The sequence below is a fragment of the Microbacterium sp. 05T445 genome, assembly GCF_056395865.1.
The window spans coordinates 1,393,922-1,416,503 of record NZ_JBFTKJ010000001.1 but is presented as its reverse complement, the minus strand read 5'-3'; the positions used below and the strand labels follow the sequence as shown (position 1 = coordinate 1,416,503).

The window sequence follows — 22,582 nt, the reverse complement described above, 5'->3', positions numbered from 1 at the left end:
CCCTCTCCACGGTCAGTCGTCGAAGACGTTCCAGCAGATCGCGCTGCGCAGCCGCTGGTCGTCGAGCACGAGGTCGCGGATCTCTGCGGGAAGCTGCGCGCGCTGCCAGTCCCGTTCCCGCAGCCGCGCCGTCTCGGCCTCCGCCACGACGGTGCCGACGCCCCCTCCAGGCGTGACCGGCGCGTCGCTTGGAGCCGCCCGGCGTGAGGCCTCCGCCGCCACCGCCCTGATCGCGTAGGCCGCCGCGCCGAGCTCGTGCGCCGGGACGTGCGCGACGGCGACCGCCTGGCCTGCCGCCAGTGCGGCGAACTTCACCGGGTCGGGCTGATCGCGCCCGGCCGCGTTGGCCACGAAGGCCTGCTGGTGCGCCGCCTTCATCGGCACCTCGCCGCGGATCCACGCCCGGCCGCGCGCGATCGCGTCGCGGGGGCGGGTGTCGCCCGGTCGCTCGGCCTCGAACAGCGGCAGCACGTGCTCCGCGCACACGGCGGCCCACTCCGCGAGCAGGCGATGGTGCTCGTCGGTCAGCGCGCCGCCGCGCCGGATCGTGATGAACCGGGGATCGCGCTGGGCGGGGAGGATCGGCATCCCCTCATTGTGATGCGCTCCCGCGGCCGGCGGGCCGATCGGGCCGTCCGGCGGCCGCGCACGGTGTCGAGGGGCGCCCCTAGGCTCGTAGGCATGTCCGTGACGACGCGCCGCATGCAGGATCTGACCATCGACGACCACATCCTCACCGTTCCCCTGGTGTGGTCCGACCCGGCGGACGGCCGCACGATCGACATCCATGCCGCCGTCGTCACCCGCCAAGGCGGCGAGAGCCTGCCGTACCTGGTGTTCCTCCAGGGCGGGCCGGGGCACGAGGCGCCGCGCGCGTTCCACTCCCCCTCGTCGCCGTACTGGCTCGACGCGGCGCTCGCGCAGTACCGCGTGGTGCTGCTCGATCAGCGCGGCACGGGGCTTTCGACGCCCGTCGGCGACGGCGACCTCGAGCGGGGCACGTCGGAGCTCGCCGAGTACATCACGCATCTGCGCGCCGACGCGATCGTGCGCGACTGCGAGGCGGTGCGGCAGCACCTGGGCGCCCAGACCTGGAGCGTCCTGGGGCAGTCCTTCGGCGGGTTCACCACCCTGGCCTATCTGTCGACGGATGCCGCCTCCCTCCGCCACGTCTACATCACCGGCGGCTTGAGCGCCGTCGGCCGGCACCCCGACGACGTCTACGCCCTCGCCTACGACAAGATGCGCGACGCGTCGGAGCGGTACTACCGTCGCTTCCCCGCCCACCGCGACGCGATGCGGCGGATCGTCGACCTCGCCGCCGAGGGTGGCATCGTGCTCCCGGGCGGGGAGGTCGCCTCCGTGTCGCGCGTGCGCTCGGTGGGCTCGGCGCTCGGCACGAACGACGGCTGGCAGACGGTGTGGAGCCTGCTCGAGCTCGACCCGCGCTCGAACGCGTTCCGCCACGATCTCGCCGCGGCCATGCCGTTCGACGCGCGCAATCCGCTGTACTTCGTCTTCCACGAGTCCAGCTACGCCGACGGCCACGCCACCTCGTGGTCGGCCGAGCGCACCGAACCCGCCGACTTCCGCGACGACCCGACGCTCTTCACCGGCGAGCACGTGCGCCGCGAGTGGCTCGACACCGTGCCCGGGTTCCAGCCGTGGGCCGACGTGACGCGGGAACTGGCCGACTTCGCGTGGCCGAAGCTCTACGACGCCGCGGCGATCGCGGCATCCGACGCCCGCGGTGCCGCCGCCGTCTACGTCAACGACGTGTACGTGCCGTTCGAGTTCTCGATGGAGACCGCCCGCCTGATGCCGGGCGTCACGCCCTGGGTCACCAGCGAGCACGAGCACAACGGCCTGCGCTCCGGCGACGTGCTGGGGCGCCTCATCGACATCGCGCACGGCGGCAGCGTGCGCTGACGCGGAAGGGGCCGCCCTGGTTCGACAAGACCTGGCAGCTGCCCGAGATCACGCGCGAAGGCTGACCCACCGCTGACGCGGACGGGGCGCGCCGTCGGAGAGAACCACAACACGTAAGAGTCGTCCTCCTCCGAGACGACCCCTCCCAGAAGGAGGCCTGAGGGTCGCGCGGCGTGAACACGAGCGCGCGCGAGATCGCCGGGCCGATGCGGGCGGCGTCGTCGAGGATGCCGCCACCGGGTCGGCTACGCTGGCCTGGCGTCGCGTGCCGGTGGCAGACCGTGTCAGGCATGGAGGCGCCGGATCCGAAGGAGTGACGATGACCTCGTCGATCCCTTCGTTCTCGCGTGACTGACCGCGAGACGACCAGGCTCGTCGCCTGGAGCGGTGAGCTGCGCCGCGTGCACGGACGGCTGCGCGATGCCCTGCGCGCGGCCCAGGAGGAGGCGCGCGCCGGCTTCCGCGACGACGCCGCGGCCAGAGAGCTGCTGCTGTACTGCCACGGATTCTGCGTGGCGCTGGACTCCCACCACCGCGGGGAGGATCGCGCGCTCTTCCCGGCGATCGAGGCCGCCCACCCCGATCTCGCCCCCGTGCTGCGCGCGCTCGAGCAGGACCACTCGATGATCGCCCACCTGCTCGGCGGGCTGCGCACAGCGGCGGACCGCGCCGCGCCCCCGGAGGAGATCGAGCGCCACCTCGAGGGGGTCGCCGCGATCATGGAGAGCCACTTCCGCTACGAGGAGCGGCAACTGCTCACGGTGCTCGACACGCTCGGACTGGATGCCGATCCCGCCGACGTCCTCGGCCCCTTGGCCGAACCGGTCACACGGCGGTGAGGAGGGCCGCCAGCGGCGGCGGCACGCGGTCCAGCGGCACCGCCTCCGCGAGCAGCCGCGCGTAGCGGGCCTTGTTGCCGCTGCGGCCGCCGAAGAACCGCGCCAGCTGCGCCTCGACGGGGCGGCCCCGCTGGAACGGCTGCCGCTGCAGCCCGCGGAACGAGTCCAGCTCGCCCTGCTGCGCGATCACCGCCTCGACGCCGCCGACGCCCAGCGCGCGCACGAACTCGGCCTCGAGGTCGGGCACGCAGACGAACACGGTGTCCAGGACGCGCTCGAAGTCGGCGCGCTCGCCGTCGTCGACGAGGCCGATCAGGCGCGCACCGGCGAGCTCGGCGGCCGCGCGCCGCGCACCCTTCGACCCGCCCACGACCCGCACCTGCGGCATCCGCACCCCCATCCGCTCCGCGAGGGTCATCAGTGCGATGCGATCGCTCTCGCCCTCGACGAGCACGACGGCCTGCCCGTCCTGCGAGCCGTCTGAGGTGGGGCGGTGATCCACGAGGGTCCTCCTCCGGCGCCGGGGTGCGGCATCCGTCGGCGCGAGTCTAGGCGCGCGACGGCCCGCGCGGCCGGTGTACGGGGACGAGGGCTAACCTGGACCGCGCACCACCGAGCGGCGCCCGACCGCCGCTCGGCCACCCGGATCGAGAGCGGACTGATGAAGACCATCGAACTCAACGGCGTCGACCGCCCGGCACCGAACGTCGTGCTCGGGCTCATGCGCATCGAGGACCTCGACGACGACGCGGTCCGCACCCTCGTCGGCTCCGCGCGCGACGCCGGAATCGACTTCTTCGACCACGCCGACATCTACGGCACCGAGCCCCACGACTGCGAGCGGCGGTTCGCGGAGGCGATGCGGCTCACGCCGTCCGAGCGTGCGCAGATCACGATCCAGACCAAGGCCGGCATCGTCGGCGACGGCCCGTACTTCGACTTCTCGTACGAGCACATCGTCTCGGCCGCGGAGGGGTCGCTGCGGGCCCTGGACACCGACTACATCGACATCCTGCTGCTGCATCGCCCCGACGCGCTGGTCGAACCCGACGAGGTCGCCCGCGCGTTCGACGAGCTCGAGGCGGCCGGCAAGGTGCGGGCGTTCGGCGTGTCGAATCACACGCCGCGGCAGATCGACCTGCTCAAGAAGTCGGTGCGTCAGCCCATCGTCGCCAACCAGATCCAGCTGTCGATCACGCACGCCCCGGCCATCGCGCAGGGGATCGCGATGAACATGCAGGGCGAGCCGCAGGCCACCACCCTCGACGGCGGCGGCATCGTCGACTACTGCCGGTTGAACGACATCGCGATCCAAGCCTGGTCGCCCTTCCAGGCGGGGTTCTTCACGGGCGTGTTCCTCGGCTCGCCCGAGTACCCCGAACTCAACGCCGTGATCGACCGGCTCGCGGCCGCCTACGACGTGCCGCCGATCGCGATCGCCGTCGCGTGGATCACACGGCATCCTGCCCGCATGCAGGTCGTGCTGGGCACCACCAACCCGGAGCGGGTAGCCGCCGCGGCGCTCGGCTCCGACCTGCCGCTCACCCGCGCCGAGTGGTACGAGCTGTTCCGCGCCGCAGGCTACCGCGTGCCCTGACACGCCCGGGCGGCGCAGCCGAGAGGGCTCGCCTTGACCCTCACACTGTGTCATCGTCGAGCGTGGTCTTCACCATGTACACCATCGGAGAGTTCGCCGCACTCGGGCGCGTCAGCGTGCGGATGCTGCGGCACTACGACGCGATCGGCCTCCTGGTTCCCGCCGACGTCGACGACCGCACCGGCTACCGCCGCTACGCCCCCCAGCAGCTCTCGCCGCTGCTGCGGATCGCGCAGCTGCGCGACCTCGGCTGTGCGCTCGACGACGCCGCGGAGGTGCTGCGGGCCGACGACGAGACGGCGGCGCTCACGCAGGTCCTGCAGCGCCGGCGTATCGACCTCGTCGCGTCCGTCGCCGCGGAGACCGCACGCCTGGCCCGTCTCGACGAACAGCTCCGAGTCCTGGAAGGAGAACAGAGCATGACCACCATCGAATACCGCAGCGTCGACCCCGTCACGGTCTACGCGGCATCGGGGGTCGCCGTCGGCGGCGAGAACGTCCCGGGAGCGATCGACCAGGTGCTGCCGCCGCTGCACGAGGCCCTCGAAGCGGCCGGCGTCGACTACCGCGAGCCCGGCATCTTCTGGTACGAGTCCATCGAGGGCACCGACGACCTCCGTGTGTGGGTCTCGTGGATCGCCGGCGGTGACCCGGTATCCGGTGACGGGTGGCAGGTCGTCGAGCTGCCGGCGTCGCCGCGCACCGCCGTCACCACCTACCGCGGCGAGATGTCGGGCATCGGCAACGCATGGAACCAGTTCATGCAGGCGGTGCTGGCCGACGGCGGCACGTTCACGGGACCCTGCCGCGAGGTGTACCTCCAGGCCGAAGGTCCGCAGTCCGACTGGGTGACCGAGCTGCAGCAGCCGGTCGCCTGATCCCGGAGCGGGCGGAGGGACGGATGCCGCGGCCCGCGGCATCCGTCTCCCTCATCGCGCGGCGAGCACCTCCACGAGTCGCCGCGCGGTGGCGAGGCTCGACTGCGGGTTCTGCCCGCTCACCACGGTGCCGTCGACGACGACGGTGACCGACCACGGCTCGCCCGGCTCGACGACGACGCCGAGCTCGCGCAGCCGTGATTCGACCAGATACGGTGCGCCGTCACCGAGGCCCCCCTGGCGTTCCTCGTCGTCCGTGAAGACGGTCAGCCGGCGCCCGACGAACGCGGACGAACCGTCTTCGCGCACGGCGCTGAGCAGTCCGGCCGGGCCGTGGCACAGCACGCCGACGACGGCGTCACGATCGACGGCGTCGACGAGGAGCCGTCCGAGGTCGGCGTCGGTCGCGAGATCGACCATCGGGCCGTGGCCGCCGGGCAGTGCGATCGCGTCGTATTCACCCGGCTGCACGTCGGCGAGGGCGCGCGGCTGTGCGAGCACCGCGTCGATCGTGGCCAGGTAGCCGCGCAGCTCGTCGCCGGTGTCTTCCCCGAGGCTGCCCGGGTCGACCGGTGGGCGCACACCGCCTGGTGTCGCGACGTCGACCTGGTGGCCCGCGTCGACGAGTCCCCGGTGCAGTTCGACGAGCTCCTCCGCCCAGAAGCCGGTCGGGTGCATCGTCCCGTCCGCGAGCGCGATGGCGTCCGCGCCGGTGACGACCATGAGTACGTGTGCCATGTCTCCTCCTGTTCAGCGACTCGTGCGAGCCGCCGAAGGACAGAACCGGGGATCTATCGGTGTCATTTCCTACACTGGTGCCAAGCCATAGATTTCTTGATGGATTGGATGCCGCATGCAGGAACTCGATCTGCTGTCCACCTTCGTCGAGGTGCATCGGGCGGGGTCCATCACCGCCGCTTCCGCGCGGCTCGGCCTCAGCCAGCCTTCGGTGAGTGAGCGCCTGGCCCGGCTGGAAGCCGAGCTGGGTACCGTCCTGTTCGTCCGCTCGGCGCGTGGGGTGGTCCCCACCCCCGCCGGGGAAGCGCTCGCGGTGCGGGTGGTGTCGTCGGTCGACGCGCTGCGCGAGGTCTGGTCGTCGCCGGAGGGAGGTGCTGCCGATGTCGTGCGGATCGGCGGCGCGAGCGACGTCGTCGCCGCTCGGGTCATCCCCGCGCTGGCTCCGCTCACCACGCAGGGGATCAGCATCGAGTTCAGCCTGGGCCTGGCCGACGCTCTGCTCGCGAAGCTCGCCGACGGCGGGCTCGACCTCGTCGTGTCGTCCGTGCGGGCGCCGATGCGCGGCATCCGCTATCGCGGCCTCGTGGACGAGGAGTTCGTGCTCGTGGGGGCGCCGATGCTCGCCCGGACCATCGACCGGGAGCGCTTGTCGCGGGAGCCGGCCGCGGCCATGCAGCACCTCCCGCTCGTCGCCTATGACGGCGACCTGTCCATCGTGCGCCGGTACTGGCGCAGCCAGTTCGGCCAACGCCCCGCCAACGCCGTGGCGATGATCGTGCCCGATCTGCGCGGTGTGCTCGCCGCCGTGATCGCCGGCGTGGGGGTCTCGGCGCTGCCTCGCTACATCGCCGAACCGGCTGTCATCGCCGGCACGGCGGAGGTGCTGCACCGGCCCGACGAGGTGCCGATCAACACGTTGCATCTCGCGATCCGGTCGGGCGAAGCCACCGTTCCTGCCGTCGACCGGGTCATCGCCGCGCTCGTCGAGCGGGCCCGCGAGTGGGACGTCCTCTGACTGGCGCGCGCGATCGTCACCGTTCCAGCGCGACGATGCCCCGGGTCCGCACAGACCCGGGGCATCGTCGGATACTCACCGGTCGTCGGTCAAGGCGTCCTTGACGTGCTCGCCGGCCTTCTTCACCTTGGCGCTGGCCTGGTCGGCCAGCCCCTCGGCCTGCAGGCGCTCGTTGTCGGTCGCGTCACCGACCGCCTCCTTGGCCTTGCCCTTCATGTCTTCCATGTTGTGCGCGATGTCGTCGTTGAGTCCCATGCCGGGTCCCCTTTCTCGATGGGAGCGCATCCGGCGGCCCGATTCCCGGGCGGCGCCGCGATGCCCATCCCGTGACGATAGGCGGCGCGGCCGAATGTCGGTCGGGGGTTGCCACGGGCGGGGGTGTGGCGTAGCCTGCGCGACTCTGCGAACGACGCGGAGGCGCTGCGCGGGCCCCCGCCCGGACGCCACCCCACCAGGAGCAGAATGGCCGATATGGAAGCCGTCGCCCCGATCCTGCGCACCGAGATGCCTCCCGCGAGCTACATCATGTCGGCCGAGGGGCACCAGATCGCGACGTATGCCTGGGGAGACCCGGATGCCGACACCGTGTTGTGCGTGCACGGATTCGCGTCGAGCTGCCGCGACAACTGGGTGGAGACCGGCTGGGTGCGCGCACTCACCGCCGCCGGCTATCGGGTGATCGGCGTCGACCAGCGGGGGCACGGCGCGAGCGACAAGCCGGACGATCCGCGGGCGTACTCGATGGGGGCGTTCGTCGGCGACCTGATCGCAGTCCTCGACACGTACCTCGTGGACGAGGTGCGCTACCTCGGATACTCGCTCGGCGCCCGGGTCGGCTGGCAGCTGGCGGTGGACGCGCCGGAGCACGTCGGGCGCGCGGTGCTCGGCGGCATCCCCGACGGGCGTCCGCTCGGCCGGCTGCGGATCGAGCAGGCGCGGGCGTATGCCGAGAAGGGAATACCGGTCGAGGACCCGGTCACGCAGAACTACGTGCGGCTGGCGGAGCGGGTGCCCGACAACGACCTGCGCGCTCTCATCGCGCTCGCCGAGGGCATGAGGTTCGGCGACGCGGACCCTGATCCCGAGCGCCCCCCGGTGCAGCCGGTGCTGTTCGCGACCGGGACCGAGGACGCCATCTTCGAGCGATCGCGGGCCCTTGCGGCGACCGCACCCCGGGGTCGGTTCGTCGCGATCCCCGGCCGCCACCACTTCAACGCGCCGGGATCGCGGGTCTTCCGCGACGAGGCGCTCGCGTTCCTGGCGGATCCGCAGACGCCGGAGGCGGGGCCGCAATGACTCCGCCTCGCGCGTGTGTGCCCGTCAGGCGACGGCGGCCTTCACCAGCGCGCTGACCCGTGCCTCGACCGCCGGCGACCACCCGAGCACGGCGAATCCGATCGGCCACATGTCACCGTCGTCGAGGTGGGCGCGATCCTCGAACCCGATCGTAGAGTAGCGGGTCTTGAACTTCTCGGCCGGCTGCATGAAGACGACCATCTTTCCCTCGGCGTTTGCGTAGCCGGGCATGCCGTAGTAGGTCTTCGGGAAGAGGTCGGGCGCGACCGCAGCGACGACGTCGACCAGCCCTTGCGCGATCTGCCTGTCGGAGTCGTTCATCTTGGCGATCGCCTCGGCGACCTGCTTCGCGCCCGCGTCGCGGTTCTTGCCCGCCTTCGCCTGCTCGCGCAGCTCCTTCGCGCGCTGCTTGACCGCGTCGCGCTCGTCCTGAGACAGCCCGTCGGATGCCTTGGTGTCAGCCATGATGATCTCCTTCACGCTTCCGGGGCTCGTTCGGCCCGTGACCCTCACGCTACGCGCGGCTCCGGCCCGGTGCTTCTCCATTCCTGCTGGATCACGCCGCGGCGCTGTTGCGTCGGAGCAGGCGGAGGCGCGAGGATCATGTTTACGTAAACAGCCAGCCCCGTCGGCACATCTGCCGGGGCTGCTTTCATGAGGAGGACCCGATGACGAGCAGTTCCCCGGCATCCGCGGCGACCGTCGTCGCAGCACCTGCTCCGATGCGGTCGGGCGACTGGTGGCGTGACGCGGTGATCTACCAGGTATACCCGCGCTCGTTCGCCGACGCCGACGGCGACGGCATCGGCGACATCCCGGGCATCATCGCGCGCTTGGACGCGCTGGAGGAGCTCGGCATCGACGCGATCTGGCTCTCGCCGTTCTACGTCTCGCCGCAGCGGGACGCCGGCTACGACGTCGCGGACTACTGCGACGTCGACCCGATGTTCGGCACGCTCGCGGACTTCGACGGGCTGCTGGATGCGGCGCATGCACGCGGCATCCGCATCGTCATCGACATCGTCCCCAACCACTCGAGCGACCAGCACCCCTGGTTCCAGTCCGCGCTCGCCGCGAAGCCCGGAAGCGCCGAACGCGATCGCTACCTCTTCGTCGAAGGACGGGGACCCGGTGGCGACGAACCGCCGAACAACTGGCCGTCGGGGTTCGGCGGTCCGGCATGGACGCGCGTCACCGAGTCGGACGGGTCGCTCGGGCAGTGGTACCTGCACCTGTTCGACTCGACGCAGCCCGACTTCAACTGGCGCAACCAGGAGGTGCAGGACGAGTTCCTGCGGGTGCTGCGGTTCTGGCTCGACCGCGGCATCGACGGCTTCCGCGTCGACGTCGCCAGCAGTTTGGTGAAGGCCCGCGGTCTGCCCGACATCACCGAGGACGACCCCGCGCCGATGGACGCGCAGCCGGAGGTCCATGACGTGTACCGCCAGTGGCGGGCGCTGCTCGAGGAGTACGGCGACGACCGTATCCTGGTCGCCGAGGCCTGGATCAAGCCGCTCACGCACCGCGCGGACTGGGTGCGGCCGGACGAGATGCACCAGGCATTCAACGATCTGTTCGATCAGTGGGATGCCGAGGGTCTGCGCGAGGTCATCTCGTTGACGCTGGCGGCCTTCACGCCCGTCGGCGCGCCGTCCACCTGGGTGGTGAGCAACCACGATTCGGTCCGCCAGGCGACCCGGCTCTCCTACCTCCACGAGCAGCCTTTCGGCGGTGTCGGGCCGCGCTCGACCGGCCTGCCGCGCCTGGAAGACGGCATCCGGCGCGCACGCGCCATGGCGATGATGATGCTTGCGCTGCCCGGGTCGGCGTACCTGTACCAGGGCGAGGAGCTGGGCCTGCCGGAGGCGGTCGACCTGCCCGACGACGTGCGCCAGGACCCCACGTGGTTCCGCACGCGGGGCGAGCAGTACGGACGTGACGGATGCCGCGTGCCGATCCCTTGGGAGTCCGCGGCGCCGTCATATGGCTTCGGCCCGGGCGAGAAGTCGTGGCTGCCCCAGCCCGCGGTCTGGGCAGAGCTGGCCCGCGACCGGCAGCAGGATGACCCGGCCTCGACGCTCACGATGTACCGCCGGGCGCTCGAGCTGCGACGCAGCCTCGGACTGGGCTCAGGCGGCCTGGAGTGGCTCGACGGGTACGCGCCCCACGTGCTCGCGTATCGCAACGGCGACGTGGTCGTGCTGTCCAACACCGGGACGGAGCCGGTGCCCCTCCCGGCCGGCGCCGTGCTGCTCGTGAGCGCCGCAGACGCCGGGGGCGGCAGGATGCTGGCACCGGACACCACGGTGTGGATGGCGATCTGATCCCGCAGGCGCGGCGCGCACCCCATGGCGGCTGGCCGGCGGCGATGTTCGCGATGCCCGGGGAACGGGGCGTCAGGAGACCGCGGAGCTCAGAAGGATGCTCGTCTCGCTGTCGCGCACGCCGGCGGTGCTGCATGGTGATGGATCGGACGGCGGAGTCGCGTGCGACGTCGTGGAGTCGCACCGAGAACGTGTATCCGCTGCGCACCGTCACCGGGTTCTTCGTCATCGTCATCGTGTGGGCGCTGCTCGGCGGCCTGGGTGGGCCCGTGTCGAGGCTTGGCGGTCGCCATGGTGTGTGGGCCGAATCCCATGTCAACGTAAACATGTTTGCGCTACCATTCAAGTGATCGCCGTCATCGCAGACCCATCGAGGGGACGGCGGCCGCGATGCCCACGGAGTCGTCGCGGACCGGACCCAGGACCAGAGGAGCGACCATGACTTCACCAGCCACCAGCGGCCGGACGCTCTAGATCCCAGTGCTCGTCCAGACGCCGCCGATGGGCTGGAATAGCTGGAACCAGGTCCGCTGCGAGGGGCTCACCGAACGGGTGGTCCTGGAGGCTGCGACCGCGCTCGTGGACCGCGGACTCGCCGCGGCCGGCTACCGCTACGTCGTCGTCGACGACTGCTGGCAGGGCGGGCGCGACGAGTCGGGCCGGCTCATCTCCGACCCCGTCCGGTTCCCCTCGGGCATTCCGGCCCTCGCCGCCCGCATCCACGAGCTCGGACTCCAGTTCGGCATCTACGCAGTCCCGGGGTCGCAGACCTGCGCGAACTATTACGACGCCTATCCCGACCTCGACCTCGGCAGCTTCGGGCGCGAGCGCCTCGACGCTGAGACCTTCGCCGGATGGGGCGTCGACTACCTGAAGTACGACTGGTGCCGGGCCGAGGAGACAACCCCGCACAGCCGGCCGGAGGCGTTCGAGATCATGCACGGCGAGCTCTCCCGCCTGGAGCGCCCGATCGTCTACGCGATCTCCGAGTACGGCCAGGGCGAGCCGTGGCGTTGGGCGCCGCCGATCGCAAACCTCTGGCGGACGACGGCCGACATCGCCCCCGAGTGGCCGTCGATCGTGTCGATCATCGCGGAGCAGGCCGAACTTGCCGAGTTCGCGGGCCCGGGCGCCTGGAACGATCCCGACATGCTGCAGTTCGGCAACGGCGCCCTCACCGCTGAGCAGAACCGTTCGCACTTCGCCATGTGGTGCATGCTCGCGGCGCCGCTGTTCCTGGGCACCAGCGTCGCGGGCCTTTCCGACGAGCTGGTCGATGTGCTCGCCAATCCGCGCCTCGTCGCGATCGACCAGGACCCGCTCGGCAGGCAGGCGCAGCGCATCGTGCACCTCGAGCCCGGCCAGATCTGGGTGCGCCCGCTCGCGGACGGCGACCTCGCGGTCGCGCTGTTCAACGAGTCGTCGGGCTCCCTGCACCTGAGCATCGGATACGAAGCGCTCGGGCTGGATGCCGGCGACAACGGTGCGGGCATGCGTCTCGTCGACGTGTGGACGGGCGACGAGCGTGGGGGCGCGGCATCCGTGTCGGCCGATCTCGCGCCCTTCCAGACGCGGGTGTTCCGGGTGCGTCGCGCCGACTGAGCCGCGGATCGTTCGAGCAATCAAGAGACCGCGGAGCTCAGAAGGATGCTCGTCTCGCTGTCGCGCACCCCGGCGGTGCTGCGGATCGCGGCGAGGGCGCCGTCGAGATCGCCGAGGCTCTCGCAGCTGAGTTCGGCCACGAGATCCCAGCGGCCGTTGGTGGTGTGCAGGGCGGCGATCTGAGGGATGCCGCGGAGCTGACGGATGGCGTCGCGGGCGTCGTGACCCTCCACGGCGACCATGGTGATGGCTCGGACGGCGGAGTCGCGTGCGACGTCGTGGAGTCGCACCGAGAACCCGGTGATGACCCCGGTCGCCACCAGTCGCTCGAGTCGCTTGTTCACCGTGGTGCGCGTGACGCCGAGCCGTTCCGCCAGACGCACCACCGACTCCCGGCCGTTGGCCCGCAACAGCGAGATCAAGCGTCGGTCGAGATCGTCGATGGGTGCCACCATGCGCAGAATGTATCCCGGTTGTGCGCAAAACGTATGCAAGACGACCGAATAGGCACTGGATGCTGATTGAAAAGCGCAGAGCAGCGCGCATAGCCTGGCTGCGCTCCCTCTGGAAGGAATCGCCGTGACCTCACCCACCGCCGCCGATCAGATGCACGCCATCTCGGTCGACACGCGTCACACCGTCGAGGACGTGCTGGAGTACGCGCGGCGGCGGGCGCTGTACGAGGACGTCCCGCTCGACAAGCCGATGACGCCGCGCGACCTGGACCGCCTCGCCTCGGGCTCGATCACCCCCGACGGCATCGGCTCGCGCCGGGCGATCGCGCTGTTCGAGAACGTGCTCGCCCCGGCGTGCGTGTCCACCGACCACCCGGGATACCTGTCGTTCATCCCCTCTGCACCCAGCAAGGCCTCGCTCGCGTTCGACGTCGTGGTGTCGGCATCCGCGATCTACGGCGGCTCGTGGGTCGAGGGCGCCGGCGCCGTGTACGCCGAGAACGAGGTGCTGCACTGGCTCGCGAAGGAGTTCGGGATGCCGCAGGACGCCGGCGGCGTCTTCGTCCAGGGCGGCACGATCGGCAACCTCTCCGCGCTGGTGACGGCGCGGGATGCCGCACGCCGCCGTGCGGCGGAGGAAGGGCGCCCGACGCCCTCGCGGTGGGTGGTGGTGTGCAGCGCCGAAGCGCATTCGTCGATCGCGTCGGCGGCCGCGGTGATGGACGTGGACGTCGCGACCGCCGAGGTCGACGCGAACGGCCGCCTCCACGGCGACGCGGTCGCACGCGTGCTCGACGAGCACGGCGACGCGGTGTTCGCCGTCGTCGCCACCGCCGGCACCACCAACTTCGGCATCGTCGACGACATCGCCACCGTCGGCGCGGTCGCGAAGGACCGCGGTATCTGGTTCCACGTCGACGGCGCGTACGGTCTGGCCGCGATGCTCGTCGAACGCATGCGGCCCACGTTCGCCGGCGTCGAGCTCGCCGACTCGCTCATCGTCGACCCGCACAAGTGGCTGTTCGCGCCGTTCGACGCGTGCGCGCTCATCTACCGCGAGCCCGCTCTCGCACTGTCGGCGCACACCCAGAAGGCCGAGTACCTCGACACCCTCACCGACAAGCCGGACTGGAATCCGTCCGATCTCGCGATCCAGCTCACCCGCCGTGCGCGCGGCCTGCCGCTGTGGTTCTCGCTGGCCACGCACGGCACCGCGCAGTACCGGGCGACGATCGACTACGGCATCGACCTCGCGCGCCGCATCGCGGACGAGATCGAGGCCCGCGACGGCCTGTCGCTGGTGCGTGACCCGCAGCTGTCGGTCGTGGTGTTCCGCCGCGAGGGCTGGACGCGCGCGGACTACGACATGTGGTCGGACCGCCTCCTCGAGGAGCAGCACGCGTTCGTGGTGCCCAGCTCCCACGCCGGCGAGCCGGTGCTGCGGTTCGCGATCATCTCCCCGCTGACCACGTTCGAGCTGCTCACCGGCATCCTCGACACCCTGGACTGACCGGCGTCCTCCGGGCGGTGCTGCGAGATCCCCTGATCCCGCGCACTTTCCGGAGGAGTCGGATGCCGCGTCCCGCGACCGACGTAGACTGGAGGCATCCGTTCTCGTCCGTGAGAACCCGCCTCTCGCAGGATCGCCGTGACCTCAGCCGAAATCCGCACGTTCGACGTGCGCCATGTGCAACTGGCGCGCGCGGCGTTCGCGGCGCTCGCGGCCCTCATGATCACGTTCTCGTCCGATCATTCCGCCGCCGTGGGCAGCGCGGTGTTCAGCGGCTTCGCGATCGCGACCGGTCTGGTGCTGCTGCTGTCGGTCTGGCTGGTCTACCCCGCCGGCCGCCGCTGGCCCTCCGCGGCCGTGGGAGGCATCGCCGTCGTCGCCGGCATGGCCGGCGGCCTGTACCCGCTGCGCACCGTCGCCGGGTACTTCGTCATCGTCATCGCGTGGGCGCTGCTCAGCGGCCTGGTCGAGCTCATCGCCGGCTGGCGCGGCCTCGCCGCCCGGGCCGAGCGCCGCGAGATCGTGCCCGGCGTCGCCGACGCCCGTCCGCCTGCACCCGTGTGGCCGCGGTCGGAGGCCCGTGACGCCGTGGTCGTCGGCGCAGTGACGATCCTGTTCGCCATCGCCCTGCTGTTCGTGCAGCCCGCCTACGCGCTGGACTACACGATCGAAGAGGCCCACCAGACGTTCACCCTCACCGGCATCACGATCGGCGTGGGACTGTTCGGCGGCTACGCCGCCGTCATCGCGGTGTACCTCGGCATCGCCGGCTTCTCGCCGCGCACCGCCGAGGCCCCCGCAGCGGACGCACCCGCCTCCGCAGACCCGACCCCGCAGAAGGACTCCGCGTGAGCCACGAAAGCCCCACCCGCCGCGACCTGTTGAAGCCCGTCCAGCTCCTCGGGCTGGCGTTCGTCGCAGCCCTGTTCGCCGGGGTTGTGACGCTCGTGTCGATGGGCTTCTTCCAGCAGCGCACGGCCGACGAGGCGCAGCGGGCCGTGGTCACCGCGCTGGTCATCGCGGGCATCAGCTTCATCGCCGTGCTGCTGATCGTGTCGCTGCTGCTCCTGGCGGTCGACCCCGCGCAGGTCACGAAGCAGATCGACAAGCCGGTGCTCTTCGACGAGGAGCCCGACGAGCAGGCGCCCGGCGAGAAGCCGGATGCCGCGGCATCCGGCGACCCGAAGGCCTGACGCGCTTCGTCTCGCTGCGCTCGCTCAGCGACCGGGGCACAGGTCCCGGTGTGCGTTGACGCGCTTCGTCTCGCTGCGCTCGCTCAGCGACCGGGGCACGGGTCCCGGTGTGCGTTGACGCGCTTGGTCTCGCTGCGCTCGCTCCGCGACCGGGGCACGGGTCCCGGTGTGCGTTGGCACGCTTCGTCTCGCTGCGCTCGCTCAGCGACCGGGGCACAGGTGCCGGTGTGCGTTGACGCGCTTGGTCTCGCTGCGCTCGCTCAGCGACCGGGGCACCCGTGTGTGCGTTGACGCGCTTGGTCTCGCTGCGCTCGCTCCGCGACCGGGGCACGGGTCCCGGTGTGCGTTGGCACGCTTCGTCTCGCTGCGCTCGCTCAGCGACCGGGGCACGGGTCCCGGTGTGCGTTGGCACGCTTCGTCTCGCTGCGCTCGCTCAGCGACCGGGGCACAGGTGTCGGTGACGGAGCGAACCCGGGATCCCGGTCCCTGAGCGAGGGAGCGCAGCGACCGAGACGAAGGGCGGCCGGGCTCAGCCCAGCTCGTCGACGAGCTTCGAGGCGAGGCCGTCGTACGTCGCCGGCGTGAGGGCCAGCAGCCGCTGCTTCGCCTCGTCGCCGATGTCGAGGCCGCGCACGAACTCGGCGAGCTCGGGTGCGCCCACGCGGCGTCCGCGCGTGAGGTCCTTCAGCAGCGCGTAGGGGTCGCTGATCTGCGAGCGGCCCGCCGCGATCTCGGCGCGCACGACAGTCTGGATCGCCTCGGCGAGCACCTCCCAGTTCGCGTCGAGGTCGGCCAGCAGCACGGCCTCGGCGAGGGAGATCTCCTTGAGGCCGCGCTGGAGGTTGTCCAGCGCGAGCAGCGAGTGCCCGAACGCGACGCCGATGTTGCGCTGCGTGGTCGAATCGGTGAGGTCGCGCTGCAGGCGGCTCGTGACGAGCGTCTGCGAGAGCGTGGCGAGCAGGCCGCCGGCGATCTCGAGGTTCGCCTCGGCGTTCTCGAACCGGATCGGGTTGATCTTGTGCGGCATCGTCGACGAGCCCGTCGCGCCGGCGACCGGGATCTGCGTGAAGTAGCCGATCGAGATGTACGTCCAGATGTCGGTCGCCAGGTTGTGCAGGATGCCGCCGGCGTGACGCACGCGGTCGTACAGCTCGACCTGCCAGTCGTGCGACTCGATCTGCGTGGTGAGGATGTTGAAGTCCAGACCCAGCCCTTCGATGAACGCGCGCGACAGCTCCGGCCAGTCGACGTCGGGAGCGGCCGACAGGTGGGCCGACCACGTGCCGGTCGCGCCGGAGAACTTCGCGAGGTACTCGCCTGCCTCGATCTGGTCGGCGACGCGGGTCAGGCGCCAGGCGAACACGCCGAGCTCCTTGCCCATGGTCGACGGCGTCGCGGGCTGGCCGTGCGTGCGCGAGAGCATCGCGGCGTCACGGTGGTCCACCGCGAGCTCGGTGAGCGCGGCGATGACCGTGCGCAGCTTGGGCAGCCACACCCGCTGCACCGCCCGCTGCACCGTGAGGGCGTAGGAGGTGGAGTTGATGTCCTCGCTCGTGCAGGCGAAGTGCGTGAGTTCGGCGATCGCGTCGAGCCCGAGCGTCGAGAGCCGGTCGCGCACCAGGTACTCGACGGCCTTGACGTCGTGGCGGGTCACAGACTCCCTCTCGGCGAGCCAGTCGATCTCGGCCTGGCCGAACTCGAGGTACAGCTCGCGCAGGCGCGCCTTGTCGGCGTCGGACAGCGGAGAGGTGCCGAACAGGGAGCGGTCGGTGAGGGCGATGAGCCACTCCACCTCGACCTCGACGCGGGCGCGGTTCAGGCCCGCCTCGGAGAGGTACTCGCCGAGCTCGCCGACCGCGGGGCGGTAGCGCCCGTCGAGGGGGCTCAGGGGCTGAGGGGGAAGAGAGGTCACGGTGGCTCCCGTCGGTATCGCGCCGAAGACGACCGTCGATCCGGCGTCAGGGCACCGGGCGGATGGCGGGTTCGAGTTGCCGGAAGAGCGCCCGGCTCGCGCTCTCGATCATACCGAGCACCTCGTCGAACATTCCGGGCCCGGCATAGTAGGGGTCCGGAACGTCCAGCGTGTGGGCCGACGGATCGAACGACAGCAGCAGCGCGATCTTGTCCGCATCGCCCTCGGTGCGGGCCCATCCGCGCAGGATCCGCTCGTGGCTGCGATCCAGCGCCACGACCAGGTCGCTGTGGGCGAAATCGGCGTGCGTGAACTGCCGGGCACGGTGGTGGGTCCCGTCGTACCCGGCGCGCTCCAGCGCCTCGATCGTGCGCTGGTCGGCCTGCTCGCCCACATGCCAGTCCCCGGTGCCTGCGCTCGTCGAAGCGACTCGCGCGCCCAGTCCCGAGGTATCCGCGAACTCCCGGAACACCACCTCCGCCATCGGCGAGCGGCAGATGTTGCCGGTGCACACGAACACGACGCGGAAGGGCGCCACGTCGCTCGCGGTCATGACGTCCATTGTGGACCGAGCCGACACCGAACGTTAAGGAGATCTCCGTCAAGGGTCTTCCGGGGACGGATGCCGCTCCCCTAGCTTGTGACGAATGGGGGCGACCAGCCCCCGCATCCGCAGCGCGGTTCCACAGATCCGCGCGATGTCACGTGGAGGTTCCGTGTCCCATTCGCCCCGCAGACTCACCGCCGCCCTCGCGGCCCTCACCCTGGCCGGCGCCGGCGTCGTGGCCTTCGCCGCGCCGGCGGCAGCGGCATCCGGCGATCTGCTCATCAGCGAGTACATCGAAGGATCGTCGAACAACAAGGCGATCGAGATCTACAACCCGTCGGCGCAGGCGGTCGACCTCGCGACGGCCGGCTACAAGCTCGTCCAGTACTCCAACGGCGGCACGACCGCAGGTCTGACGATCAACCTCACCGGCACCGTCGCCGCGGGCGGGGTCTTCGTCTTCGCGCACGCGCTCGCCAATCAGGCCATCCTCGATCACGCGAACCAGACCGCGAACCTCGGCCTGTTCAACGGCGACGACGCCGTCGCGCTGGTCAAGGGCACCACCGCCGTCGACGTGTTCGGTCAGATCGGCTTCGACCCTGGCACCGAGTGGGGCACGGGGCTCGCGTCGACGGCCGACAACACGCTCCGTCGCGCGGCGGCGGTCACCGTCGGCGACGCCGACGGCACGAACGCGTTCGACCCGTCCATCGAGTGGGTCGGCTTCGCGACCGATACGTTCGACGGGCTGGGCGTCCCCGGCATCGGGGCGAACCCCGGCACCGACCCGGAGCCCGGGACGGGCGCCGACTGCGCCGCGACCCCGGTGACGATCGGCTCAGTGCAGGGCTCGGGGGCGACCTCGCCGGTCGCCGGGCAGAACGTGCTCGTCAAGGGCACGGTCGTCGGCGACTTCCAGACCGGCGGGTTCGACGGGTACTACGTGCAGGACGGCGGCGACGGCGACCCGGCGACGTCTGACGGCGTCTTCGTCTACGCCCCTGCCGGCGCCGCCGTGTCCTCCGGCGACGTCGTGAGCGTCTACGGCGCGGCCAAGGAGCAGTTCGGCCTCACCGAGATCGTCGCGGCCGACGTCGAGGTGTGCGCGACCGGGCAGGCGCTGCCCACCCCGACAGGTCTGACGCTGCCGGCATCCACCGCTCAGCGCGAGGCGCTCGAGGGCATGTACGTCACGCTGCCGCAGAACCTCGCGATCGGCGAGACGTTCGAGTACGGCCGGTTCGGCACGATCACGCTGACCGACGGCCGCCTCGACACGCCCACTGCGGTCGTCGAGCCCGGCGCCGAGGCGAACGCCCTCGCCGCCGCGAACCTGGACGACAGCATCACGCTCGACGACGGCCGGGGAACGCAGAACCCCGACCCGGCGATCCACCCCGACGGCGCGGTGTTCACGCTCGACCACTCGTTCCGCAGCGGCGATCTCGTGCAGAACGCGACGGGCGTGCTCGACTACCGCTTCGACGCGTGGGGCGTGCAGCCGACGCAGGGCGCCGACTTCACCGTCGCGAACGCGCGGCCCGGGGTGCCGGACGTCGGCGGCGACCTGAAGATCTCGAGCTTCAACGTGCTGAACTACTTCACCTCGATCGACCCGACGCCGACGAACTCGAACGACGACGACTACTACCGCGGCGCGGACACGGCCGAGGAGTTCGAGCGCCAGCAGGACAAGATCGTCTCCGCGCTCGCCGCGATCGACGCCGACGTCTTCGGCCTGCTCGAGATCGAGAACAACGGCACGGCCGTCCAGGCCCTCGCCGACGCGCTGAACGCGAAGGTGGGCCCGGGCACCTACGTCCCCGTCACCACCGGCGTCGTCGGCACGGACGCGATCACCACGGCGATCATCTACAAGCCGTCGACGGTCACCCCGGTGGGCGAGCACCTGCTCATGACCAGCGCCGTCGACCCGGCGTGGTCGGACTCGCGCAACCGTCCCGCGCTCACGCAGCGGTTCGCCTCGACCCAGACGGACGAGGAGTTCGTGGTGTCGGTCAACCACCTGAAGTCGAAGGGCTCGGCATGCGCCGAGAGCCCCGACCTGGGCGACGGCCAGGGCAACTGCAGTGCGGTCCGCACGGCGGCCGCGACGGCGCTCACGAACTGGCTGAACACCACGGTGGCGCCGGACGGCCGGGCGATCGTGATCGGCGACCTCAACTCGTACGACCACGAGGACTCGATCGACGCGTTCGTCGCGGGCGGCTTCACCGACCTGGAGAAGCAGTTCAACGGTGAGCACGCGTATTCGTACGTGTTCGACGGGCAGCTGGGCTACCTCGACTACGCCCTCGCGCAGCCCGCGCTGCAGGCGGACGTGACGGGGGTCTCGGCATGGCACATCAACTCCGACGAGCCGAGCCTCATCGACTACGACATGTCGTTCAAGCTCCCGGCGCAGGACGCGCTGTACGCGCCCGACCCGTACCGCTCGAGCGACCACGACCCGGTGATCGTGGGGCTGGCCCTCACCCCTCCGGACACGACGGACCCCACCATCGAGGTGACCGCCGATCCCGAGACGGTGTGGCCGCCGAACAACAAGATGCGCACGATCGAGTTCACGATCGACGCCGACGATGACCGCGGCGACGTCACCGTCGAGCTCACCGATGTGAGCGCGACCGGTTCGAAGGCGTCGTGGACGCAGGTGGACGACGACACCTTCCAGGTCAAGGCCGCGAAGGGCGCCGTCTACCGGTTCACCTGGACGGCGACGGATGCCGCCGGCAACACCGCGACCGCCACGGCCGAGGTGACAGTGGGCAAGTAGTCCCGCAGCGCCAGGGGCGCCGTTCCGGAGGGACGGCGCCCCGTTGCGTTCCTCCACATCCCCGCTCCGACCGCGACCATCCACCGACCGGCCCGGCGCCGGCCTCGCCGCTCGCGGCGACCGGAACGATCGACCTGTGACGATCCCCCTCCCCGCAGACGCGGCGACACAGCAGCTCGCCATCGTGGTGCGCGAGCTCGCGCAGCTGATCGACAGGATCACGGATGCCGCGCTCGCCGCGCGCGGACTGGCCGAGGCGACCGACTGGCAGGCCAAGGCCGCAACGGCCTTCCATGACCGCGCCGTGACCTGGGCGGGCGACGTCTCGGGTCTCGGCTGCCTCGCCGAGACGCTCCGGTACGACGCCGACCGTGCGCAGGACCGCGCCGCCTGGGCGGCGCGTCTGGCAGCGCTGACGCCAGGGGGCGTGCGATGAGCTCCCCGACGCCGTCGCCCGAGCCGTGGTCGTCGGGCGGGGCGCGCGGCGCGACGGGCACGTGGGACCTGCCGGACGGCCTGGTGGGAACGTTCAGCGCCAACTGGCCGCGCCTGGACGAGCCGATGGAGATCCGCGGCGGCGGCGCGGTCGCGGTCGACACCGTGACCCTCCGCGCCGCCGCCGACCGCTTCGCCGCGGCCGAGGCGGACCTCGACGGAATCGGCAGGCGCCTGGCGTCGCTGCAGCATGCGTTGAAGGGCGTTCCCGAGCACACGGCGGACGCGCGGGCAGCGGCATCCGCTCTCCGGGCGAAGCTCGATCAGGCGCTGGCCGACGCCGCCGGGATCGCCACGGCGCTGCGCGAAGCCGCGTTCGCCTACGAGATCGTGGAGCTCGAGGCCGAGCATCGCGCCGCCGTGCTGGCGGGCGACACCGCACGGGCCGAGGAGCTCGACACCCGGGTGTCGCGATTGGTCGCGGAGCACCCCGACGCGTGGCGGACGGCGCTGTGGGCGGAGTTCGAGCGCGGCGTCATGTGGCCCTCCGAGCTGGTGCGGCAGGCGACGCAATGGGGCGTGGAGGCCGGAGGCTACGCGTCGGAGCCCGGTGCCCTCATCGGCGGGGTGGGGGCCGGTCTGCTGACCCTCGGCGGCGCCGCCCTGGCGGGCACGAGCGGCGCGGGCCGCCTCTCGCGGGACGCACGGCTCGCCGGCGCGGCGGGGCCGATCACCCTGACGCCGGTCGCCCCGGCGGCGCCCGGCACGGGGATGCCCACCACCCCGGCCGTGTCGGGAGCGCCGGCGGGGGCCTCGCGGGCGGCGTCGACGATCGCGCCGCAGAGCCTCGCGGCCGTCACGCAGCGGATGCCGGGAGCCGGCGCGTCGCAGGTGCGGGTCGAGCGCTATGCGATGCCCGACGGCACCCACCAGTACGCGGTGTACATCGCGGGTACACAGTCCATGGCCGTCGGCGGCGACGACCCGTGGGACAACGAATCGAACGTCGAGCTGTACTCGGGGCGGATGTCGGATTCGTACGCGGCGACCGTCGCGGCGCTGGAGGCGGCAGGCGCGCAGCCCGGTGACGTGGTGCACGCCTTCGGCCACTCGCAGGGCGGCATGATCGCCACCCACCTGTCGCTGGAGGGCGGCTACGACGTGCAGACGCTGGTCACGCTGGGCTCACCCGTCGCGGCCGATGTCGGCCCCGACACGCTGAGCGTGGCGCTGCGCCACACCGACGACCCGATCGCAGGGCTCGCCGGCGGCGGGTACGCCGACGCGGTGGGCGCCCCCGGCAGCTTCGTCGCGGAACGGGTGTCCGACCCCGACGCCGACCTCGACGACATCGCCATGCCGGCGCACCGCGTGACGGCGTACACCGAGACCGCGGCGCTCGTGGATGCGTCGACCGATCCGCGTGTGGATGGGCTGCGCGACGTGTTCGACGAGCTCGCGACCGCGGAGGCCGTCGAGGTCACCGAGTACGTCGCGACTCGCGGCTGAGGG

The 22,582-nt window shown here is 71.4% G+C and carries 23 protein-coding genes; 15 read left to right on the top strand and 8 right to left on the bottom strand.

Going from position 1 to position 22,582, the window contains the following annotated elements:
* Positions 1 to 12: 12 nt before the first annotated feature.
* Positions 13 to 588: a putative immunity protein gene (locus AC1DDU_RS06820; RefSeq protein WP_477432379.1), complete on the bottom strand. Its 576-nt coding sequence runs from the start codon at positions 586 to 588 to the stop codon at positions 13 to 15.
* 93 nt (positions 589 to 681) lie between these two features.
* Here AC1DDU_RS06820 and AC1DDU_RS06815 point away from each other — a divergent pair, with 93 nt between their 5' ends.
* Positions 682 to 1,929 carry an alpha/beta fold hydrolase gene (locus AC1DDU_RS06815; protein WP_477432377.1) on the top strand — a complete coding sequence of 416 codons (1,248 nt, stop codon included), beginning with the start codon at positions 682 to 684 and terminating at the stop codon, positions 1,927 to 1,929.
* 347 nt (positions 1,930 to 2,276) lie between these two features.
* A complete protein-coding gene (locus AC1DDU_RS06810; RefSeq protein ID WP_477432375.1) occupies positions 2,277 to 2,768 on the top strand; it encodes a hemerythrin domain-containing protein in 492 nt (163 codons plus the stop codon).
* Here AC1DDU_RS06810 and AC1DDU_RS06805 read toward each other — a convergent pair.
* Complete coding sequence (locus tag AC1DDU_RS06805; protein WP_477432373.1) at positions 2,755 to 3,270, bottom strand: ATP-dependent endonuclease; 516 nt, start codon at positions 3,268 to 3,270, stop codon at positions 2,755 to 2,757. The genes AC1DDU_RS06810 and AC1DDU_RS06805 overlap by 14 nt on opposite strands.
* 159 nt (positions 3,271 to 3,429) lie before the next feature.
* Here AC1DDU_RS06805 and AC1DDU_RS06800 point away from each other — a divergent pair, with 159 nt between their 5' ends.
* Positions 3,430 to 4,365 (top strand): aldo/keto reductase, encoded by a 936-nt coding sequence (locus AC1DDU_RS06800; RefSeq protein WP_477432371.1) that lies wholly within the window; start codon positions 3,430 to 3,432, stop codon positions 4,363 to 4,365.
* A gap of 47 nt (positions 4,366 to 4,412) precedes the next feature.
* Positions 4,413 to 5,243 (top strand): MerR family transcriptional regulator, encoded by an 831-nt coding sequence (locus tag AC1DDU_RS06795; protein ID WP_477432369.1) that lies wholly within the window; start codon positions 4,413 to 4,415, stop codon positions 5,241 to 5,243.
* Between the two features lie 51 nt (positions 5,244 to 5,294).
* Here the strand turns inward: AC1DDU_RS06795 and AC1DDU_RS06790 are convergent, their stop codons facing one another.
* Positions 5,295 to 5,981, bottom strand: a complete 687-nt coding sequence (locus tag AC1DDU_RS06790; protein WP_477432367.1) for a type 1 glutamine amidotransferase domain-containing protein — start codon at positions 5,979 to 5,981, stop codon at positions 5,295 to 5,297.
* A gap of 115 nt (positions 5,982 to 6,096) precedes the next feature.
* Between AC1DDU_RS06790 and AC1DDU_RS06785 the strand changes: the two genes are divergently transcribed.
* Entirely contained in the window at positions 6,097 to 6,996 is a 900-nt protein-coding gene (locus AC1DDU_RS06785; RefSeq protein ID WP_477432365.1) for a LysR family transcriptional regulator, read from the top strand.
* Positions 6,997 to 7,071: 75 nt separating this feature from the next.
* Here the strand turns inward: AC1DDU_RS06785 and AC1DDU_RS06780 are convergent, their stop codons facing one another.
* Positions 7,072 to 7,251 (bottom strand): CsbD family protein, encoded by a 180-nt coding sequence (locus tag AC1DDU_RS06780; protein ID WP_477432363.1) that lies wholly within the window; start codon positions 7,249 to 7,251, stop codon positions 7,072 to 7,074.
* Between the two features lie 216 nt (positions 7,252 to 7,467).
* On the opposite strand from AC1DDU_RS06780, the gene AC1DDU_RS06775 reads away from it, so the two are divergent.
* Entirely contained in the window at positions 7,468 to 8,292 is an 825-nt protein-coding gene (locus AC1DDU_RS06775) for an alpha/beta fold hydrolase (RefSeq protein ID WP_477433455.1), read from the top strand.
* Between the two features lie 24 nt (positions 8,293 to 8,316).
* On the opposite strand, the gene AC1DDU_RS06770 is transcribed toward AC1DDU_RS06775, so the two are convergent.
* The gene (locus AC1DDU_RS06770) at positions 8,317 to 8,757 is read right to left on the bottom strand and encodes a hypothetical protein (protein ID WP_477432361.1); all 441 of its coding nucleotides are present in this window, start codon (positions 8,755 to 8,757) and stop codon (positions 8,317 to 8,319) included.
* A 203-nt stretch (positions 8,758 to 8,960) separates the two neighbouring features.
* On the opposite strand from AC1DDU_RS06770, the gene AC1DDU_RS06765 reads away from it, so the two are divergent.
* From AC1DDU_RS06765 to AC1DDU_RS06755, 3 genes are all read left to right on the top strand, one after another.
* Positions 8,961 to 10,616, top strand: a complete 1,656-nt coding sequence (locus tag AC1DDU_RS06765; RefSeq protein WP_477432359.1) for a glycoside hydrolase family 13 protein — start codon at positions 8,961 to 8,963, stop codon at positions 10,614 to 10,616.
* A 134-nt stretch (positions 10,617 to 10,750) separates the two neighbouring features.
* Positions 10,751 to 10,966 carry a hypothetical protein gene (locus AC1DDU_RS06760; protein ID WP_477432358.1) on the top strand — a complete coding sequence of 72 codons (216 nt, stop codon included), beginning with the start codon at positions 10,751 to 10,753 and terminating at the stop codon, positions 10,964 to 10,966.
* Positions 10,967 to 11,096: 130 nt separating this feature from the next.
* Positions 11,097 to 12,218 carry a glycoside hydrolase family 27 protein gene (locus tag AC1DDU_RS06755; RefSeq protein WP_477432356.1) on the top strand — a complete coding sequence of 374 codons (1,122 nt, stop codon included), beginning with the start codon at positions 11,097 to 11,099 and terminating at the stop codon, positions 12,216 to 12,218.
* A gap of 20 nt (positions 12,219 to 12,238) precedes the next feature.
* Here the strand turns inward: AC1DDU_RS06755 and AC1DDU_RS06750 are convergent, their stop codons facing one another.
* The gene (locus AC1DDU_RS06750) at positions 12,239 to 12,673 is read right to left on the bottom strand and encodes an Lrp/AsnC family transcriptional regulator (RefSeq protein ID WP_477432354.1); all 435 of its coding nucleotides are present in this window, start codon (positions 12,671 to 12,673) and stop codon (positions 12,239 to 12,241) included.
* A 151-nt stretch (positions 12,674 to 12,824) separates the two neighbouring features.
* On the opposite strand from AC1DDU_RS06750, the gene AC1DDU_RS06745 reads away from it, so the two are divergent.
* The 3 genes from AC1DDU_RS06745 to AC1DDU_RS06735 all read left to right on the top strand — a co-directional run bounded on the left by AC1DDU_RS06745 (position 12,825) and on the right by AC1DDU_RS06735 (position 15,376).
* A complete protein-coding gene (locus tag AC1DDU_RS06745) occupies positions 12,825 to 14,183 on the top strand; it encodes a pyridoxal phosphate-dependent decarboxylase family protein (RefSeq protein WP_477433453.1) in 1,359 nt (452 codons plus the stop codon).
* 138 nt (positions 14,184 to 14,321) lie between these two features.
* Complete coding sequence (locus tag AC1DDU_RS06740) at positions 14,322 to 15,035, top strand: acyl-CoA synthetase (RefSeq protein WP_477432352.1); 714 nt, start codon at positions 14,322 to 14,324, stop codon at positions 15,033 to 15,035.
* A complete protein-coding gene (locus AC1DDU_RS06735; RefSeq protein ID WP_477432350.1) occupies positions 15,032 to 15,376 on the top strand; it encodes an amino acid transporter in 345 nt (114 codons plus the stop codon). The genes AC1DDU_RS06740 and AC1DDU_RS06735 overlap by 4 nt, the downstream gene beginning before the upstream one ends.
* Positions 15,377 to 15,905: 529 nt before the next feature.
* On the opposite strand, the gene purB is transcribed toward AC1DDU_RS06735, so the two are convergent.
* Both purB and AC1DDU_RS06725 read right to left on the bottom strand, forming a co-directional pair.
* Complete coding sequence (gene purB, locus AC1DDU_RS06730) at positions 15,906 to 17,288, bottom strand: adenylosuccinate lyase (protein WP_477432348.1); 1,383 nt, start codon at positions 17,286 to 17,288, stop codon at positions 15,906 to 15,908.
* Positions 17,289 to 17,334: 46 nt separating this feature from the next.
* Entirely contained in the window at positions 17,335 to 17,841 is a 507-nt protein-coding gene (locus AC1DDU_RS06725; RefSeq protein ID WP_477432346.1) for a low molecular weight protein-tyrosine-phosphatase, read from the bottom strand.
* Positions 17,842 to 18,004: 163 nt separating this feature from the next.
* Between AC1DDU_RS06725 and AC1DDU_RS06720 the strand changes: the two genes are divergently transcribed.
* The 3 genes from AC1DDU_RS06720 to AC1DDU_RS06710 all read left to right on the top strand — a co-directional run bounded on the left by AC1DDU_RS06720 (position 18,005) and on the right by AC1DDU_RS06710 (position 22,579).
* Complete coding sequence (locus AC1DDU_RS06720) at positions 18,005 to 20,635, top strand: ExeM/NucH family extracellular endonuclease (protein WP_477432344.1); 2,631 nt, start codon at positions 18,005 to 18,007, stop codon at positions 20,633 to 20,635.
* A 136-nt stretch (positions 20,636 to 20,771) separates the two neighbouring features.
* A complete protein-coding gene (locus tag AC1DDU_RS06715) occupies positions 20,772 to 21,071 on the top strand; it encodes a hypothetical protein (RefSeq protein WP_477432342.1) in 300 nt (99 codons plus the stop codon).
* Positions 21,068 to 22,579 (top strand): alpha/beta hydrolase family protein, encoded by a 1,512-nt coding sequence (locus tag AC1DDU_RS06710; RefSeq protein WP_477432341.1) that lies wholly within the window; start codon positions 21,068 to 21,070, stop codon positions 22,577 to 22,579. The genes AC1DDU_RS06715 and AC1DDU_RS06710 overlap by 4 nt, the downstream gene beginning before the upstream one ends.
* The last annotated feature ends 3 nt before the right edge of the window (positions 22,580 to 22,582 follow it).